This window comes from Proteus sp. fly-1008 (genome assembly GCF_040140305.1).
Classification (GTDB): Bacteria; Pseudomonadota; Gammaproteobacteria; order Enterobacterales; family Enterobacteriaceae; genus Proteus; species Proteus vulgaris_B.
In genome coordinates, this window is the sequence record NZ_JBEEWH010000008.1 from 130,761 (window position 1) to 147,886 (window position 17,126).

Below are 17,126 nucleotides of genomic sequence, written 5' to 3' on the forward strand. Positions count from 1 at the left end.
TTTTACTGTTTATTTATAATTATCTTTGTTATTAATTTTATTTTTTCTCTGATATATAAAATTCTTAAATGATTCCTATATTTAAATAATTTTTGTTGATTTCGATTAATGTTTTTATGAAGCATCCAAGATTTTTCTATAAGAAGCTTAGCAAGTTCCCATTTTTTTGCTACAAAAGATTCATTAGCGCTTACTCTATATATACTAGAGATTGCAAAATTTATATCTTCTCTATTTGCACCTAATGTTATTAATTTTGTAAGGTGTTTCTCGTGTTCAATTAGTTCTTTTTTTAATTTTTCTTCGTTGATTGTTAATTTTGATAGAGACCATGATCCTAAAGCATTAATTCGATATACACATGTAATATCTGGTAAGTAAAGAGCTCCATTGTCGATACTACCTAATATTTGATAATAATAATCACCAACGGGTGCTTTCTCAAAATGTTTTTTAAATTCTAATGCTACATTACGTCTAAATACAAGTGATGCAGTAGGCATATATGCACCACCTTGTCTAATAACTTCTGATAAAGGTGTAATAAATGAAGTTTTACTATAATTAGCTATTACATTTATTTTTCCATCTTGTTCTAATGTATATGCAGAACTAAAGCAAATGTTAATATCTTTGTTTTTTTCTAAAATATTTATTTGTTTTTCAAGTTTTTTATTATCTATCCAAAAATCATCTCCTTCGCATAATGCTATATAACTCCCATTAGAAAATGATAGAGCATTAACCGAAGGTTTTAAACCTTGTGAATAAATATTTTTAGATGGAATGATGTGTTTAATTATAGTGGGGTAGTTGTTTGCATATTTTTTTATTATATTTGATGTTGAATCTGTAGAGCAATCATCATGTATAATAAATTCATATCTATAAGATGTATTTTGGCAAAGCACACCAAGTATAGTGTCTTCTATATATTTTTCTTGATTATACGTACAACATATTACACTAACGATAACCTCTTCAGAGCTCCATCTATCAATTATTTCTTTTTCAGGAAGAGGTGTTTTTAACTTATTTATTGTCATTTTTTTAGCTTTTAATAACATTTATAATTCTGTTTAAATCATCATTACTTAATAAATGATGAATTGGTAGACAAATAACACTTTCAGATATTTTTTTTGCAATTGGTGTTTCTACTTTGTATTGGTTATAAATATTAAAGTCAGTGATTAATGGATAAAAATACCGACGGCTGATTATATTATTATCTTTTAATTTTAGATAAAGCTCATCTCTTTTTTTACTATATTTATTTTCATCGATTATTATAGGATAGTAAGAATAATTCCACATTAAGTTTTCTGGTATATTAGGTAGAGTAATGCCAGGTATATTACTCAAATGAGCATGATAAAACTCAGAGACTTTTCTTCTTTTATCTATTGCTTCATCGATATAGTTTAATGTAGCTAGGCCAAATGCAGCTTGTACTTCATTGAGTTTCGCATTGAAGCCTAACTCATCAATTACTGTTTCATTTGTGTAACCAAAGTTTTTATATCTATCGAGTTTTTCTTTCATTTCTTTGGTGTGACAAATAATTGCTCCCCCTTCGATGGTGGAGTAAGTTTTAGTTGCGTGAAAACTTAAAATAGATAGATCACCATTGTTTAATATTGAGCGGTTATTTTCTTTAACGCCAAAGGCATGAGCTGCATCATAAATGACAGGAATATTATACTTATCTGCAATTTTTTGTATTGCTTCATAATTACATGGGCGACCATAAACATGAACAGGTAAAATAGCACTTGTTTTATCTGTGATTGCAGCTTCTATTTTACTGGGATCGATATTATAGGTATCTGGTTCGATATCAACAAAGACAGGAGAGATATTGCTGTGTAATAGAGCGTGACTTGTTGCAACAAAACTATATGGTGTCGTTATCACCTCACCTTCAAGTTCTAATGCATTGATTGCTGCTATTAAGGCTAATGTTCCATTCGAGTATAAACTGATATAAGGGACATCTAAGTATTCACAAAGCGCGTTTTCAAGGCATTGGTGATAATACCCATTGTTCGTTAGCCATTTTTTATCCCATATATCTTTTAAGTAAGGTTCTAAAGTTTCTAATGGTGGGAACAATGGGCTTGTGACTGTTATTGTATTCATTAACTGATTCTCTGAAAGCTAAAAATATAGCTACCGCACTGGGAAAGTACCCAGAGTTCATGATGTGTATAATTTTGTTATTATACACAATGTAAATATATTAGTCTTAAAGAGAGCTTTATGAAATGCGGTAATGCATTGCTGGGGTAATATTATTAGATAGTCTGTTGGTTAAGTTATAAAAGTGTAATAAGTGATATATTTAGAGATGATTGTTATCTGATTATGTTATTCAGTAAGATATTATTGAAATGAAAAACTATATTTACAGATAACATGAAAATAAAACCACTAATCATAAGATTTGAATGACTAGTGGTTCTTTATGTAATTTAATTAAATTAGGTTTATTTTCCCGCTCTCGGCAACCAAATCTCAACCCTCAGCCCGCCTAATGGGCTGTCATCAGCTTTAACATGGCCTCTATGTTGGCTTACTGCTGTTTCAACAATGGCTAATCCTAAGCCTGTGCCACCTGATTCACGATCTCTTGCTTCGTCAGTGCGATAAAACGGTCGGAAGATATGTTCTCTATCTTCAGGGCTAACACCTGGGCCATCATCATCAACAATAATGGTGATACCTTGATTTTGTTCAGTAAAGGCAACTTCAATGCGAGAATTTGAATAACGCAGGGCATTACGAACAATATTTTCAAATGCACTCGCCAGAGAATATGGATTGCAGTAAATAGGCCATGCTCCCGGAGGCGTTGTGACTTGCAGTGTCTTATTACTTTGTTCAGCTTCAAATTTAGCGTTATCTAAAATGTCATCCCATAGCTCGTTGGCTTTTACCGTTTCACGTAATAACTCATTTTTATGTTGATTACGAGAAAGTACCAGCAAGTCATTAATCATACCATCAAGGCGCTGAGTTTCTGTTTCGATACGTTCTAGCTCTTTGCTTTCACCACTACGACGACGCAACAATGCACTCGCTAATTGTAAGCGTGTTAATGGTGTGCGAAGCTCGTGAGAAATATCAGAAATCAACCGTTGTTGTGCCTCAACCATGCGTTCGAGGGCACTTATCATCTGATTAAAGCTGGTACCTGCCGCTAAAAACTCTTGAGGGCCCGTTTCTAGTTCAGGATGAGGACGTAAATTACCTTTCGCAACATCATCAGCCGCATTCTTAAGTTGTCTTGCTGGTTTTGCTAGGCTCCAAGAAAGCCACACTAATAACGGTGTGCTGATAAGCATGGTAAATATGAGTAGCAATAACGGTTTATCAAATAATAAGTTGATAAAATCAGATTGGGGGCTACTTGATGGACGAACAAGATAAAGCTGGTAATGATCTTCACCATCTCTTACTGAAAATGGCCCTAACATCTCAGAACGGCCATATTTTTTCTTTTTAGGGTGATCGGCGTTATCAGATTGACCAATAAAATTTCTGACAACCTGCATCTCATTACGTTGAGCGCCGATAATGCGTCCTTCACTGGTTACGATAATTAAACGCTGACCAGGTGGTGCCCATTTATCAATAGCGCGAATTAATCGACGCCACCAAAGGAGATCGTTCGCGGGATCTTGTGCTAATTCCGCTTCGATATGTTGTTCTAGCATAACACCTTGACGGTATTCACTCTCTAAAAGAGGTGTAAGCTGGCGCGAGTCCAGCTTTGGAACCATCATAACTAGCATAAGAACTAATGCTAGCGTCAGCCAGAATATTGCAAAAATACGCGCTGACAGACTATTTATCATAAAGAATATTTATCAAGTTATTGAAACCATCAGATAACCACGTCCACGTAAAGTCTTGAACCACGGTTGTCCATCTGTTCTTTCTGGTAATTTACGGCGTAAATTGGAAATATGCATATCAATCGCTCTATCAAAAGGCGTTAAGCGCTTACCAAGCACTTCTTGACTTAGATGTTCGCGTGATACGACTTGTCCCAAATGCTGGGCAAGTAGATAAAGCAAAGTAAACTCAGTTCCTGTTAACTCTAGCGGTTCGTCATCAAAACTCGCTTCTTGTCGGCCTGGGTTAAGTTGTAGTTTATCAACCTGTAATGTTGGAGATGTATTGCTATCAGTCTGTTTTTGTTCACTCCAGTTAGAACGACGTAAAATAGCTCTGATACGAGCAACCAGTTCTCTATCATTAAAAGGTTTTGGTAAATAGTCATCAGCACCAAGTTCTAAACCAAGTACTCGGTCAAGATCACTGCCTCTTGCCGTTAACATGATGACAGGGGTCTGGAAATTTTGGCGTAACTCTTTGAGTGTCTCAATCCCGTTTTTACGTGGCATCATAATATCCAGTAATAACAAGTCGATAGAAGCATCCAAAAGTTTAAGTGCTTGTTCGCCATCAGAGGCGATTACAACATTAAAGCCTTCCATTTCAAGCAGTTCTTTCAATAGCGATGTTAATTCGCGATCGTCATCCACTAATAAGATTTTATGCATTCGTCAATTCCTCCAAGAGAAAAATACGATAATAAATAGCGCGAATCTATGACTTTACGTTCTTTTACACGCTCTGACGCTAGTTTGCAGCCGCAACTGTATAGTAATCCACATAGCAAAGAATTACACATATTTAGGTAGCATTAATTAGGTCGGTATTAATCACCGAGTTTAGGAGTAAGAGCAATGCGTAAAGTAGCAGTAGTTGCATTAGCATCAATGTTTTTAGCAGCTCCGACGGTGGTATTAGCAGAAACCGCAAATACCAATCCGCCTACTGAGCAACAATATAATGGTAATTATCACTGCGGTTATGGCTATGGTATGCATGGCGACCGTGATTATAGAGGTCACCGCGGACAACGTGGCCATATGATGAATAACGGTGGACATATGATGGATCGCAATTATGGCGGATCTCATATGTTTAACGGCATCACATTAACTGAGCAACAACGTACTCAAATGCGCGATTTAATGCGCCAGCATCATCAAGACAGATATAACGGAAACTACCGTCAACGTCATGAGAATATGCATAAATTAGTTACTGCACCTCAATTTGATGAAGCTGCAGTAAGAGCACAAATGCAGGATATGGATAAACAAGCGATTGAGCGCCATGTTGAAATGGCGAAAGTCCATAATCAGATGTATCAGTTATTAACCCCAGAACAGAAAGCGCAGTTGGAAAAGAATTACCAACAGCAAATGTCAGATTTTGACCAACAAGGTCAACAGAATTAGTAATGAAGTAAGTAAGAGTGTAGTGCAGCAGTACCTAGTTAGAGAGTAAGTAGCAACAACGAAGTTTTTTCCTTGCCATAGACACCATCCCTGTCTTTTGCAGCCCCTCTGGAGAGGGGCTTTTTTTTGCCCGAAATCTACAACAACGCCTCTGGAGATTCAGGTAAAATCTGTCCACCATCGACGATAATTGTCTGGCCTGTAATATATTTTGCTTCATTTGAGGCAAAGAAGGCGGCGGCGTAGCCGATATCTTCTGGCTCACCTAAAGTATGTGTTGGGATAGAAGCCTTCATCTGATTTAAATATGCTTCACCTTGGGCTTGTAAGCCTTCAGTGAGGATATTTCCAGGCATCACGGCATTAATGGTAATACCATGACGAGCATATTCTAATGCTGCGCTACGCATAAAGCCAAGTTGTCCTGCTTTACTTGCGCCGTAGTGGCTCCAACCTGGATAGCCTGTGATTGCTCCTGTAATGGATGAGGTGATAATCACGCGACCTTGTTTTTGTTTCTCCATTACACGAAGTGCTGCTTTCACTAAAAAAAACATACCTTTCAAATTAACTGTATGCATTTTATCCCAATCAGCTTCGGTCATCTCTTTAATCGTTGCTTGAGGGAAAATGCCAGTATTGGAGCAAAGAATATCAAGTTTGCCATACTCTTTTACGACATTATCAACCACTTTTTCACAGGCGGATTGCTGAGTGACATCAAGGTGCATAAAACCGACATTTAATTCTTGTTTTGTTTTATTGCCAGCAACATCATCAATATCCGCAATAATCACCTTAGCTCCACTATTTTTTAGAGCGATGACAATACCTTTACCAATGCCTTTTGCACCACCTGAAACCAAAGCGATTTTACCCGTTAAATCAAACATAAAACCTCCTATGTAAGTGTGAGTTCTACTGTATCAGTCTAGGTTGAAAAGCGGTAAATCACCCAGAGAACTTTATTGTGGGTCACAAATGTACCTTAGATAATTATTTTCGTTGAATGAATGTCATCACGAAATAGAGAGATAAACGTCAGATAGAATGCTGTACTAGAGAAAAACTGAATATTTATCAAAATATGCCGATGCTATTTTTTAGCATAAATAGCGTTTTTTTGAGGTGAATGCAAAAAGGCAGTAAAGTGTCTGTATAAAAAGTGTTAACTTATTAGAGAAACACATTTGAGATAAGATAGTCTAAACTTTATACAGACTGTCTGATTAGTTTAATGCGCATCAAGTTTATGAAAAAAAATGTACGATAATGATGAACTGGTAAAAAATATGCGTACAATGGTATTGTTGAATCAATTCAGCATTTGCGATATCGGAAAATAACACCAGATAAGCCGATATTGAAATAAAAAGTTATTCCAACAATTTTGCAATAATTACATCGAATAAGAATCAGAGGTAATCATGGTCAATGGGATCAAAAGAATTGGGGTTTTAACAAGTGGTGGTGATGCACCCGGAATGAATGCCGCGATCCGTGGTGTTGTTCGTGCCGCACTAAGTGAAGGTTTAGAGGTCTATGGGATTTTTGATGGCTATATGGGGCTATATGAAAATCGCATGAAAAAACTCGACCGTTTTAGCGTGTCAGATATGATCAACCGTGGTGGTACATTCCTTGGTTCTGCTCGTTTCCCTGAATTCCGTGAAGACAATGTGCGTGCTGTTGCCATCGATAACATGAAACAAAATGAGCTTGATGCTTTAGTTGTTATTGGCGGTGATGGTTCTTATTTAGGTGCGAAAAAATTAACGGAAGCTGGTTTTCCTTGTATCGGTTTACCCGGCACAATCGATAATGATGTAGCAGGTACTGACTACACCATTGGTTATTTCACGGCGTTAGAAACGGCAGTTGAAGCAATCGACCGTTTACGTGATACTTCAACGTCTCACAAACGTATCTCTATCGTAGAAGTGATGGGCCGTTATTGTGGCGACTTAACTTTATCTGCGGCAATCGCAGGTGGATGTGAATTTGTTGTTCTACCTGAGGCAGAATTACCGTTTAATCGCGATGAGCTGCTGGCGGAAATCAAAGCGGGTATTGAGCGTGGTAAACGCCACGCAATCGTCGCAATCACAGAACACGTTTGTGATGTGCATGAATTAGCTCGTTTTATTGAAGCTGAAACTAAACATGAAACACGTGCAACAGTATTAGGTCATATTCAACGTGGTGGTTCCCCTGTTGCTTACGATCGTATTTTAGCCTCACGTATGGGTGCTTATTCTGTACAACTGCTATTAGAAGGTTACGGCGGTCGTTGTGTTGGTATTCAAAATGAAAAACTGGTTCACCATGATATTATTGATGCGGTTATGAATATGAAACGTGTCTTTAAAGCTGATTGGTATGAAACAGCGAAAAAACTCTATTAATCAATAGTGTTATCGTAATACCCTAGCCTTTCTGAGTACTATCCTTATTCGTGAACTACTCTGATACATGTTGTCTCCGTGTCAGAGTAGTTTCTCGAGTGAAAACATTTCATTTAATAATCTTATTCTCCATCAACATTGCCTAACACCCCTTGTATAGATAGTTATATTCCTGTTGTGTATATCAATCGGCTTTTTGTTATTTCATCGTTATAAAACTTTCTGTCAGCCTAGCTAAATATTTAACGATAGGGGATGGAGAGATATGTTTAAACAATGGGGTTTATTATCAACGACTTTAGTCGCATTACTTTTTTCTAATAATTTATGGGCTAAAGATATTCAGTTATTAAATGTTTCTTATGATCCGACAAGGGAGCTTTATCAACAGTATAACCAAGCGTTTAGTCAATATTGGGAACAGAAAACGGGAGATAGAGTCACTATTCGTCAATCGCATGGTGGATCAGGAAAACAAGCCACGTCGGTTATTAATGGTATTGAGGCTGATGTTGTGACATTAGCTCTTGCCTATGATATTGATGCAATTGCACAAAGAGGAAGTATTGATAAGCAATGGATAACACGACTACCTGATAACTCCGCTCCTTACACTTCAACGATTGTTTTTCTGGTGAGAAAAGGAAATCCTAAGCAGATAACGGATTGGAATTCACTGATAAACCCCGGTGTTTCCATTATTACACCTAACCCTAAAACTTCTGGTGGTGCAAGATGGAACTATCTTGCCGCTTGGGGATATGGGTTAAAAGCTAATCATCAAGATAGCGAAAAAGCAAAAGCATTCGTGAAAGCACTTTATCAGCAAGTTGAAGTGTTAGATTCAGGAGCGCGAGGCGCAACCAATACATTTGTTGAACGGGGTATTGGTGATGTATTGATTGCATGGGAAAACGAGGCATTATTGGCAATTAATGAATTAGGTGCCGATAAGTTTGAGATTATTACACCTTCGGTTTCTATTCTTGCAGAGCCTACGGTATCTGTAGTGGATAAAATTGTCGATAAACGAGGAACACGAGAAATTGCCACAGCGTATTTAGACTATCTTTACTCACCACAGGGACAAGAGATTGCAGCAAAAAACTATTATCGCCCTAGAGATAAAGTGATTGCTGAGAAATACCAGAACAGTTTCCCAAAACTCGAACTATTTACGATTGATGAGGTTTTTGGTGATTGGCAATCAGCACAGAAAATACATTTTGCGACAGGTGGTGTGTTTGATGAAATAAGTCGTCGTTGATGTGTCATAAAGCAAAAACAAAAAAATCACCTTCTGGTTTTATATTCAGCAAGGTGATTTTCTTTATTTTTTATCCATTAAAGGCGTAAGCCTGAAAGATAAAAATTATTTTTTCGCTTTCGCTTGTGCTGCTGCTTTAACGATAACGGCAAATGCATCAGCTTTCAGTGAAGCGCCACCGACTAATGCGCCATCAATGTCTGGTTGACCAAACAGTTCAGCTGCATTTTTATCGTTAACAGAGCCACCATATTGGATGATAACTTGTTCAGCGATAGCGGCATCTTTCTTCGCGATATGATCACGAATAAATTTATGAACAGCTTGCGCTTGTGCTGGAGTTGCAGATTTACCGGTACCGATAGCCCAGATTGGTTCATAAGCAATAACCGCATCTTTAAATGCAGCTGCACCATGAGCATTTAAAACAGCATCGATTTGGCGAGCACAGACTTCTTGTGTTTTACCCGCTTCGTTTTCTGCTTCGGTTTCACCAATACATAATACTGGTGTTAAACCTAGCTCTTTTAACACGCCGAATTTTTGAGCGATAAACTCGTCAGATTCTTTATGATAAGTACGACGCTCAGAGTGACCAATGATAACGTATTTAACATCAACGTTTTTCAGCATTTCTGCTGAAGTTTCACCAGTAAAAGCGCCCGATAAGTTAACACCTGTATCTTGAGCACCTAATGCAATACGGCTTCCACCAATCTCATGGCGTGCTTGGCATAGGTAAACTGCGGGTGGTGCGATAGCAACATCACAACCTGCAACACCGCTAACTTCTTTACGTAGTGCAGCAATTAATTCATGAACCATATGAATGCTGCCGTTGAGTTTCCAGTTACCCATGACTAATGGATGGCGCATAACTTTTCCTCCAACCGAGTGGTTTAAATTTAGTTTGCTAATAAACATGAATTCTGTTGATACACAACAGTATAGAGAACAATGAATAGAATAGCTTTGTTTTTTATCACGGAATAGCTGAAACGATCTTGCTGTTTAAAGAAAGCTTAATCGGTTCAATGGCAAAGGTTGTTAATTGTTCACCTTCATGCGCAATAATATAGCGGATTGCGCCAACATTATGGCTTACATAAGCCGGAGTTTTGTTTTTAAATGCAAATAAATCGAGAACTTCTTGAATTTGTGTAGGCGTTATTGAAGGGTCAAATTGAGCGATCAAAGTCATAATATATTGTGTGGTGAACTCACGGTTCATTTTTTCTAATTCAGGTGAGTCTGGTGTGTGGATAAGCGTCAGTTGTAGGCTTTTAATTTTTTCACTACCACGTTCTAATATTGCTGAAGAGTAAAGATAAGGTGTAATACGAGTTGCGGCTCTGACAAGCGGAATGGCAATATCGTGATTAGTGATAATTTTATATTCATTAAGCGAGAGCAATGGATTTTGTTGGTTGAATTTTGCTCGTAGCTCCGGGATCGTTATCTCAAAAACGGGTGCATCCTGTTTAAGATAGGCGATATCGTCTTTAGTGGGCTGCTTTTGTGCGACAGATATCCCTGTTGCAAAAACAGTAGTTGGCAAACAAAGAGCAATGCTTATGATTATCAGGTATAACGTAGAAAGTGTACTTTCTTTTATCATCTGTCCTCCGTTTGTCAGTGCTGTTATTGACTAGTCTGTATTATTTGATACTAAATGGACAGTGTAATTCACACATTAAGTAAATTATTGAGAATTTATGACCTTACAACATTGGGCATTTTCATTCAAAGGGCGAATTGGACGCCGTGATTTCTGGGCAGGTTTAGGTGCTTGTTTTGCTCTTTTTTTAGGCCTTTTTATTATCAATGATATGATTTATCCATTACCTGCCATTGTAACGTGGATATTGATCTTCTTTATTCTGTATCCTTTGTGTGCGATTTTTACTAAAAGACTCCATGATAGAAATAAAAGAGGAATATGGCTTTTATTGCTTTTACTTGCCGTGATGCTGGGACTGGCTGATACAAGCAGTTTAGAACCTTTTTGGCAATGGGCGATGGGGCGTTTTCTTCCTTCCTTTATTGGGATGATTATGTTGCTTGATTGTGGTGTATTTATTGGCAATCAAAGTGAAAACTACTTTGGTAAACACACAGAGCAAGTGAATTACCGTCGCTGGCGTTAATCCTTTTTATTAAAATAAATCAGATAAGGGCAAAAGAGAAAATTGCCCTTATTTATTCTTCTGTTCATATTACCAATATTGTTCACTGGTGATATGCCCCGGTTTACGTCGTAAGTGTTTACGCATTTCTCGTTGTTCTTTTAATAGTTGTTGGGTATCTCTTACCATTTGTGGGTTGCCACATAACATAATATGGCTCTCTTCTGGAGAAATGGTTAAGCCTACCGTTTTTTCTAAGGCACCACTTTCAATTAATGCAGGGATACGACCTGTTAATGAGCCAATATGATTCTCACGGCTAACAATAGTTTGAATACGTAATTTCCCTTGGTAACGCTCAACGAGTTTTTCCATTAAAGGGAGATAACTTAAGTCATTAGCATATCGAACTGCATGAACAAGAACGATATTTTCAAATCTATCCAGATCTTGGCCTAATTGTAAAATTGATAAAAAAGGCCCTATGGCTGTTCCTGTAGAAAGCATCCAAAGTGTATTGGTGCTAGGAACTTCTTCTAATACAAAAAAGCCACTAGCTTGTTCTGTGACAAGTAATTCATCCCCTATTTCTAGAGCACTTAATTTAGGGCTTAATTTTCCTTCGGGTACAGTTACCAGATAAAATTCTAAGTTAGGATCATTCGGCGCATTCACATAAGAATAGGCACGTTGCACTCGTTCGCCATCAATATCTAATGCTAATTTTGCAAATTGCCCCGCTGTAAATTTATCAACTGGGGCATTTACAACAAGACTTATTAACGTGTCAGTCCAGCGATTAACTTGGATAACTTTTCCATTCACCCAATTTGCCATAGAGGTTATCTCCTTACGATAAACGCGTTTATGTCGCTTATTCATTCTAAATAGGAAGCGATTTTTTATTTATCAAGATGATGTGGTGATGTTATTTATCTGAAATTTTGTCAATGAATGACACAATATGTACATTTATATTGACAATTATGGTGTTTTTCTCTGACATTAGGCGGTGTACAAAAATTGCTGACTATCTCGCAAATTTCTACAAATTTGTTAACTTAGTCTCATTCTTAAAAGGTGTATATTTTGCAGAGTTTATTTTTATAAATTCTCTGTAGTGTACGCCTGTCCGTTAATTTATTTATTTGAAATTCCTGAGCAAAGAAAAGAAATGAGAAAGTTAGAGCATGCAAATCTATTATTATTGATAATTGCACTGGTTGCTGTGGGTCAAATGACGCAAACCATCTATGTTCCAGTGATTGCGGATATGGCGGTTTATTTTGGTGAACCGACAGGTGCTGTACAGCAAGTAATGGGTGCTTATCTTTTTTCTTATGGTTTTTCACAGCTCATTTATGGGCCTATCTCCGATAAAGTAGGGCGTCGCCCTGTTATTTTAGTCGGAATGACGATTTTTTGTTTATCAACACTGGTAGCGATTTTCTCACAAAATTTAACCACGCTGGTTATTGCAAGTACCTTACAAGGGATGGGAACAGGTGTGGCCGGTGTCATGACACGTACTCAACCTCGTGATTTATATACAGGTACGGCATTACGTTACGCCAATAGTTTGTTAAACATGGGGGTTTTAGTTAGCCCATTATTAGCGCCGATGATTGGTGGTGTTGTCGCTCACTTCTTTGGCTGGCATGCGTGTTATATCTTCTTATTATTATTGGGAAGTAGTGTTCTTTTTTGTATGTATCGTTGGATGCCCGAAACTCGCCCAGTACAAGTTGAGAAACGTAAAATGCTGTCCTCATTTTACTTGCTACTTTCCAATAGTACCTTCAGTGCATTTTTGATTATGCTAATTTGTGCATTATCAGGTATTGCGGTTTTTGAGGCATCAAGCGGTGTCTTAATGGGCGGAGTATTAGGCTTAAATAGTATTACTATCAGTATATTATTTATTTTACCGATCCCTGCCGCATTCTTTGGGGCTTGGTATGCTGGTCGTGAAGGTAAAACCTTTGTGCAATTGATGTGGCACTCTGTTTTTTGTTGTTTATCAGCCGGTATTTTAATGTGGCTCCCCGGTTGGCTAAATATCATTAATATTTGGACTCTTCTGGTACCTGCCGCACTATTTTTCTTTGGTGCTGGTATGTTATTTCCATTAGCAACAACGGGTGCAATGGAGCCATTTCCGTATTTAGCAGGCTCTGCGGGTGCTCTGGTGGGTGGATTACAAAATGTGGGATCAGGTGTTGCAACATGGTTTTCAGCCTTATTACCACAACACAATCAATTTAGCTTAGGTATGATTATGTTTGCTATGTCAGTGGCTATTATGCTTTGTTGGCTTCCTTTGGCTCACCGTTTTAGCCATGAAGAACATACTATTTAGATCATTAGCGTAGTAAATTAAATAAAAAATGCCGAGAATAGAATTTCTCGGCATTTTGGTTTTGTAGCCTAGGCTACTTCTCTCTCAACTTTTAAATTATTAACCGCGATCTTCCCATTCTTGTGCTCGGGCAACGGCTTTTTTCCAACCATTGTAACGATAGTTACGTTCAGTGGTTTCAATACCAGGGCGGAATTCTTTATCAATCGCCGCTTTATTTTTAACTTCTTCTAAATCATTCCAGAAACCAATAGCAAGACCCGCAAGGAATGCCGCACCTAATGCTGTACTTTCACGGACAACAGGACGTTCAACACGAGTGCCTAAAATATCGGACTGGAATTGCATCAAGAAGTTATTGGCAACCGCACCACCATCAACACGCAATGATTGTAAACGTGCACCGGAATCGGCTTGCATTGCATCTAAAACATCACGTGTTTGGTAAGCGATAGATTCTAAGGTTGCACGAATAATATGATTACGGTTAGCACCACGGGTTAAACCAAAGATAGCACCGCGGGCATACGGATCCCAATATGGTGCGCCTAAGCCAGTAAAGGCAGGAACAACATAGACACCATTAGTGTCGTTAACTTTAGTTGCAAAGTATTCAGAGTCGGTTGCTTCATCAATGAGTTTTAACTCATCACGTAACCATTGAATGGATGCACCACCAACGAATACGGCACCTTCTAAGGCATAGTTCACTTCGCCACGAGGGCCACAGCAGATAGTTGTTAACAAACCATGATTAGAGCGAACAGCTTCTGTACCTGTATTCATCAGTAAGAAGCAGCCTGTACCATAGGTATTTTTCGCCATACCACTTTGTACGCAAAGTTGACCATAAAGTGCAGCTTGTTGGTCACCTGCCATACCCGCGATAGGAATACGAGTACCCCCTTTACCACCAATGTTGGTTTGGCCATAAACTTCTGAAGATGGCACCACTTTTGGTAACATATTGCGAGGAATATCCAGCAAATCGAGGATTTTCTGATCCCAATCTAAAGAGTGGATGTTAAATAACATGGTACGTGAAGCGTTAGTGAAATCGGTAACGTGAACACGACCTTGTGTCATTTTCCAAACTAACCAAGTATCGACAGTACCGAATAACAACTCGCCATTTTCTGCTTTTTCACGCGCACCTTCGACGTTGTCGAGGATCCATTTTAATTTTGTACCAGAGAAATAGGGGTCAACCATTAAACCAGTATTTTGACGAATATATTCTTCAACACCTTCTTTATCTTTTAAGCGGGTACAGAAATCGGCAGTACGACGACATTGCCATACAATTGCGTTATAAACAGGTTTACCCGTTTCTTTATCCCATACAATGGTAGTTTCACGTTGGTTTGTGATACCAATACCCGCTACATGATCAGATGGAATATCTGCTTTTGCTAATACTTCAACTAAGGTTGCACTTTGTGTTGCCCAAATTTCCATTGGATCATGTTCAACCCAGCCTGGCTTAGGATAAATTTGAGTGAATTCGCGTTGTGAGATACTGACGATATTTGCATCGTGATCGATAACTACGGCACGTGAGCTGGTTGTACCCTGATCAAGTGCAACAATATATTTTTTTTCGCTTGATGTATTTGTTTCTGTTGTCATGTTAGTAACCTGTTCTGATAATCAACAATCTTGCTCTAAGTATTATTTATCGTCTTCAATTTTGCAGGTATCGCAAGGTAAGTGACGGCCAATTAATTTACGGTAAGCCAATGCACCCAAGATACCACCGATAAATGGAGCAATCATTGGAACTAAGAAATAAGGAATATCACGTCCACCAGTCAGTGCAATATCACCCCAGCCAGCAAAGTACGCAACCAGTTTCGGACCAAAGTCACGGGCAGGGTTTAGGGCGAATCCGGTTAATGGACCAAATGCACCACCAATAACAGCGATTAAAATACCGATTAATAGAGGAGCTAGAGGACCTTTAGGAACCCCGTTACCGTCATCAGTAAGTGCTAAAATTAAGCCAACTAAGATAACGGCGATAATGATTTCGACAACAAAGGCTTGTGCAACAGAAATTTGAGCTGCGGGATAAGTAGAGAATACACCGGCAGTGAAGAGACTTTCTTGTGAGCCTCTGACAATGCCATTAACTTGTTCGTAGTCGAGAAAAACGCTGTAGTACATAAAGTAAACAACAGCAGCAGCAAAGAAGCCACCTAGCATTTGTGCAATGATATAAGGAACAACTTTTCTGCGCTCAAAGCAGGCAAACAACCAAAATGCAACGGTAACAGCAGGGTTCAGGTGAGCACCAGATGTGCCCGCGGTAAGATAAACGGCTAAGGCAACACCCAGCCCCCAGATAATACTTATCTCCCAAAGACCTAGCTGAGCACCAGCGATACGTGCTGCTGCAACACAACCAAGGCCGAAGAAGACTAGCAATGCGGTTCCGATAAACTCAGAAAGACATTGACCTGTAAGAGAGGTTTTCGTCTGGCTCATATATTCTATCCTGAAAGAGGGTTATTTATTGTTAGTATTCTTTTCGAATTGAAAAGATAACTGTGAATTTATCGTTAATGAGCGTAAACGAGAATAAGCGAAATTGAAATTTGTGTGTCTCATCAAGAAAATGAGTGAAAACGCTCTTAATTAGTGACTTGTTCGACATTTGTAATGTGATCTGACCAGTGTTTTTGATAAATTGAAAAAAGAATGTAATTCCACGGAAGATGCTAGACAGTTGTTGATAGGCTACTTACAATCGGAAGTATCGATTATATGGGGGATTACAGTATGTCATTTGAAGTTTTCGAAAAGTTAGAATCAAAAGTACAACAAGCTATTGATACCATCACGTTATTACAGATGGAAATTGAAGAGCTAAAAGAAAAAAATGATGCGCTGAGCCAAGAAGTTCAAGCAACTAAAGGATCGCAAGAAGCGCTTGTTCGTGAAAACGAAGAACTGAAACAAGAGCAATCAAGCTGGCAAGAGCGTTTACGCGCCCTGTTAGGCAAAATGGAAGATGTACAATAATTGTCTTTGTTTTGTCTCTGAAGCCTAAAAACAAAAGCCACCAGACGGTGGCTTTTGTATCTTAAATCATAAGAAAGCAGATAAAAGTAAAATTATTCTTCAATTAAATCTTCATCTAAGCCTAAAGGCTCTTCTGATAAGATGATCCCTGTGTTATCGGCATAAAGATAATCACCAGAGAAGAACGTAACACCGCCAAAATTGACGCGGATATCACTTTCACCAATACCTTCACTCGGGCAACCTGCGGGTATTGCCGCCATGGCTTGAATACCTAAATCAAGCTCTGATAATGCGTCAACTTGACGCACTGCACCGTAAACCACAATACCTTCCCATTCATTAGAAACGGCAAGTTGTGCGAGTTCAGCATCAATTAAGGCTTTACGTACAGAGCCACCGCCATCGACTAAGAGAATACGGCCTTTGCCATTTTCTTCAAGTAAGTCATAAAGCAGGCCATTATCCTCAAAACATTTTACGGTGATGATTTGCCCACTAAAGGCACTTTGACCACCAAAGTTTGAGAAAAGCGGTTCTACGACATTGATATCTTCTTGATAGATATCACAGAGTTCAGAAGTATCATATTTCATAGGAGATTACGTCAGGTTGCCACAGGAAAAG

At 38.3% G+C, this 17,126-nt stretch carries 17 protein-coding genes; 6 read left to right on the forward strand and 11 right to left on the reverse strand.

Annotated features, from left to right (window positions below; translation table 11 throughout):
• Positions 1 to 2: 2 nt before the first annotated feature.
• The 4 genes from ABN256_RS14005 to cpxR all read right to left on the reverse strand — a co-directional run bounded on the left by ABN256_RS14005 (position 3) and on the right by cpxR (position 4,571).
• Positions 3 to 1,067 (reverse strand): glycosyltransferase, encoded by a 1,065-nt coding sequence (locus ABN256_RS14005; protein WP_349439608.1) that lies wholly within the window; start codon positions 1,065 to 1,067, stop codon positions 3 to 5.
• Positions 1,051 to 2,142, reverse strand: coding sequence for a DegT/DnrJ/EryC1/StrS family aminotransferase (locus ABN256_RS14010; protein ID WP_349439609.1), 1,092 nt, complete (start codon positions 2,140 to 2,142; stop codon positions 1,051 to 1,053). The genes ABN256_RS14005 and ABN256_RS14010 overlap by 17 nt, the downstream gene beginning before the upstream one ends.
• 347 nt (positions 2,143 to 2,489) lie before the next feature.
• Complete coding sequence (gene cpxA / locus ABN256_RS14015; protein ID WP_196554610.1) at positions 2,490 to 3,860, reverse strand: envelope stress sensor histidine kinase CpxA; 1,371 nt, start codon at positions 3,858 to 3,860, stop codon at positions 2,490 to 2,492.
• A 12-nt stretch (positions 3,861 to 3,872) separates the two neighbouring features.
• A complete protein-coding gene (cpxR, locus tag ABN256_RS14020) occupies positions 3,873 to 4,571 on the reverse strand; it encodes an envelope stress response regulator transcription factor CpxR (RefSeq protein WP_109409897.1) in 699 nt (232 codons plus the stop codon).
• 186 nt (positions 4,572 to 4,757) lie between these two features.
• Here cpxR and cpxP point away from each other — a divergent pair, with 186 nt between their 5' ends.
• Entirely contained in the window at positions 4,758 to 5,318 is a 561-nt protein-coding gene (gene cpxP, locus ABN256_RS14025; RefSeq protein ID WP_072070672.1) for a cell-envelope stress modulator CpxP, read from the forward strand.
• 137 nt (positions 5,319 to 5,455) lie between these two features.
• Here cpxP and fabG read toward each other — a convergent pair whose 3' ends face one another.
• Positions 5,456 to 6,211 carry a 3-oxoacyl-ACP reductase FabG gene (gene fabG, locus ABN256_RS14030; protein WP_349439610.1) on the reverse strand — a complete coding sequence of 252 codons (756 nt, stop codon included), beginning with the start codon at positions 6,209 to 6,211 and terminating at the stop codon, positions 5,456 to 5,458.
• Positions 6,212 to 6,745: 534 nt separating this feature from the next.
• On the opposite strand from fabG, the gene pfkA reads away from it, so the two are divergent.
• Positions 6,746 to 7,723 (forward strand): 6-phosphofructokinase, encoded by a 978-nt coding sequence (gene pfkA, locus ABN256_RS14035; RefSeq protein WP_072070638.1) that lies wholly within the window; start codon positions 6,746 to 6,748, stop codon positions 7,721 to 7,723.
• A 265-nt stretch (positions 7,724 to 7,988) separates the two neighbouring features.
• Positions 7,989 to 8,990: a sulfate ABC transporter substrate-binding protein gene (locus tag ABN256_RS14040; protein WP_196554608.1), complete on the forward strand. Its 1,002-nt coding sequence runs from the start codon at positions 7,989 to 7,991 to the stop codon at positions 8,988 to 8,990.
• A 105-nt stretch (positions 8,991 to 9,095) separates the two neighbouring features.
• Here the strand turns inward: ABN256_RS14040 and tpiA are convergent, their stop codons facing one another.
• Together tpiA and ABN256_RS14050 are read right to left on the reverse strand one after the other, a co-directional pair.
• The gene (gene tpiA / locus ABN256_RS14045) at positions 9,096 to 9,866 is read right to left on the reverse strand and encodes a triose-phosphate isomerase (RefSeq protein ID WP_069366847.1); all 771 of its coding nucleotides are present in this window, start codon (positions 9,864 to 9,866) and stop codon (positions 9,096 to 9,098) included.
• A gap of 106 nt (positions 9,867 to 9,972) precedes the next feature.
• Positions 9,973 to 10,608, reverse strand: coding sequence for a DUF1454 family protein (locus tag ABN256_RS14050; protein WP_196554607.1), 636 nt, complete (start codon positions 10,606 to 10,608; stop codon positions 9,973 to 9,975).
• Positions 10,609 to 10,705: 97 nt separating this feature from the next.
• On the opposite strand from ABN256_RS14050, the gene ABN256_RS14055 reads away from it, so the two are divergent.
• The gene (locus tag ABN256_RS14055) at positions 10,706 to 11,137 is read left to right on the forward strand and encodes a DUF805 domain-containing protein (RefSeq protein ID WP_196554606.1); all 432 of its coding nucleotides are present in this window, start codon (positions 10,706 to 10,708) and stop codon (positions 11,135 to 11,137) included.
• 69 nt (positions 11,138 to 11,206) lie between these two features.
• Here the strand turns inward: ABN256_RS14055 and fpr are convergent, their stop codons facing one another.
• Complete coding sequence (fpr, locus tag ABN256_RS14060; RefSeq protein ID WP_349439611.1) at positions 11,207 to 11,953, reverse strand: ferredoxin--NADP(+) reductase; 747 nt, start codon at positions 11,951 to 11,953, stop codon at positions 11,207 to 11,209.
• Between the two features lie 337 nt (positions 11,954 to 12,290).
• Between fpr and emrD the strand changes: the two genes are divergently transcribed.
• On the forward strand, positions 12,291 to 13,475 hold the full coding sequence (emrD, locus tag ABN256_RS14065) for a multidrug efflux MFS transporter EmrD (protein WP_072070633.1): 1,185 nt from the start codon (positions 12,291 to 12,293) through the stop codon (positions 13,473 to 13,475).
• Between the two features lie 99 nt (positions 13,476 to 13,574).
• Here emrD and glpK read toward each other — a convergent pair whose 3' ends face one another.
• A complete protein-coding gene (glpK, locus tag ABN256_RS14070; protein ID WP_115351274.1) occupies positions 13,575 to 15,104 on the reverse strand; it encodes a glycerol kinase GlpK in 1,530 nt (509 codons plus the stop codon).
• Positions 15,105 to 15,146: 42 nt separating this feature from the next.
• Positions 15,147 to 15,962 carry an MIP/aquaporin family protein gene (locus tag ABN256_RS14075; protein WP_072070631.1) on the reverse strand — a complete coding sequence of 272 codons (816 nt, stop codon included), beginning with the start codon at positions 15,960 to 15,962 and terminating at the stop codon, positions 15,147 to 15,149.
• 294 nt (positions 15,963 to 16,256) lie between these two features.
• Between ABN256_RS14075 and zapB the strand changes: the two genes are divergently transcribed.
• Entirely contained in the window at positions 16,257 to 16,499 is a 243-nt protein-coding gene (zapB, locus tag ABN256_RS14080) for a cell division protein ZapB (protein WP_196554604.1), read from the forward strand.
• Between the two features lie 92 nt (positions 16,500 to 16,591).
• Here the strand turns inward: zapB and rraA are convergent, their stop codons facing one another.
• The gene (gene rraA / locus ABN256_RS14085) at positions 16,592 to 17,095 is read right to left on the reverse strand and encodes a ribonuclease E activity regulator RraA (RefSeq protein WP_072070629.1); all 504 of its coding nucleotides are present in this window, start codon (positions 17,093 to 17,095) and stop codon (positions 16,592 to 16,594) included.
• Between the last annotated feature and the right edge of the window lie 31 nt (positions 17,096 to 17,126).

Excerpts from the sequence above, each read along its gene's own strand:
- ABN256_RS14010 (WP_349439609.1), bottom strand. The coding sequence starts at position 2,142 with ATGAATACAATAACAGTCACAAGCCCATTGTTCCCACCATTAGAAACT.
- ABN256_RS14050 (WP_196554607.1), bottom strand. The coding sequence starts at position 10,608 with ATGATAAAAGAAAGTACACTTTCTACGTTATACCTGATAATCATAAGC.
- cpxR (WP_109409897.1), bottom strand. The coding sequence starts at position 4,571 with ATGCATAAAATCTTATTAGTGGATGACGATCGCGAATTAACATCGCTA.
- glpK (WP_115351274.1), bottom strand. The coding sequence starts at position 15,104 with ATGACAACAGAAACAAATACATCAAGCGAAAAAAAATATATTGTTGCA.
- ABN256_RS14040 (WP_196554608.1), top strand. The coding sequence starts at position 7,989 with ATGTTTAAACAATGGGGTTTATTATCAACGACTTTAGTCGCATTACTT.
- fabG (WP_349439610.1), bottom strand. The coding sequence starts at position 6,211 with ATGTTTGATTTAACGGGTAAAATCGCTTTGGTTTCAGGTGGTGCAAAA.
- emrD (WP_072070633.1), top strand. The coding sequence starts at position 12,291 with ATGAGAAAGTTAGAGCATGCAAATCTATTATTATTGATAATTGCACTG.
- tpiA (WP_069366847.1), bottom strand. The coding sequence starts at position 9,866 with ATGCGCCATCCATTAGTCATGGGTAACTGGAAACTCAACGGCAGCATT.
- pfkA (WP_072070638.1), top strand. The coding sequence starts at position 6,746 with ATGGTCAATGGGATCAAAAGAATTGGGGTTTTAACAAGTGGTGGTGAT.
- fpr (WP_349439611.1), bottom strand. The coding sequence starts at position 11,953 with ATGGCAAATTGGGTGAATGGAAAAGTTATCCAAGTTAATCGCTGGACT.
- cpxA (WP_196554610.1), bottom strand. The coding sequence starts at position 3,860 with ATGATAAATAGTCTGTCAGCGCGTATTTTTGCAATATTCTGGCTGACG.
- rraA (WP_072070629.1), bottom strand. The coding sequence starts at position 17,095 with ATGAAATATGATACTTCTGAACTCTGTGATATCTATCAAGAAGATATC.
- ABN256_RS14075 (WP_072070631.1), bottom strand. The coding sequence starts at position 15,962 with ATGAGCCAGACGAAAACCTCTCTTACAGGTCAATGTCTTTCTGAGTTT.
- cpxP (WP_072070672.1), top strand. The coding sequence starts at position 4,758 with ATGCGTAAAGTAGCAGTAGTTGCATTAGCATCAATGTTTTTAGCAGCT.
- zapB (WP_196554604.1), top strand. The coding sequence starts at position 16,257 with ATGTCATTTGAAGTTTTCGAAAAGTTAGAATCAAAAGTACAACAAGCT.
- ABN256_RS14055 (WP_196554606.1), top strand. The coding sequence starts at position 10,706 with ATGACCTTACAACATTGGGCATTTTCATTCAAAGGGCGAATTGGACGC.
- ABN256_RS14005 (WP_349439608.1), bottom strand. The coding sequence starts at position 1,067 with ATGTTATTAAAAGCTAAAAAAATGACAATAAATAAGTTAAAAACACCT.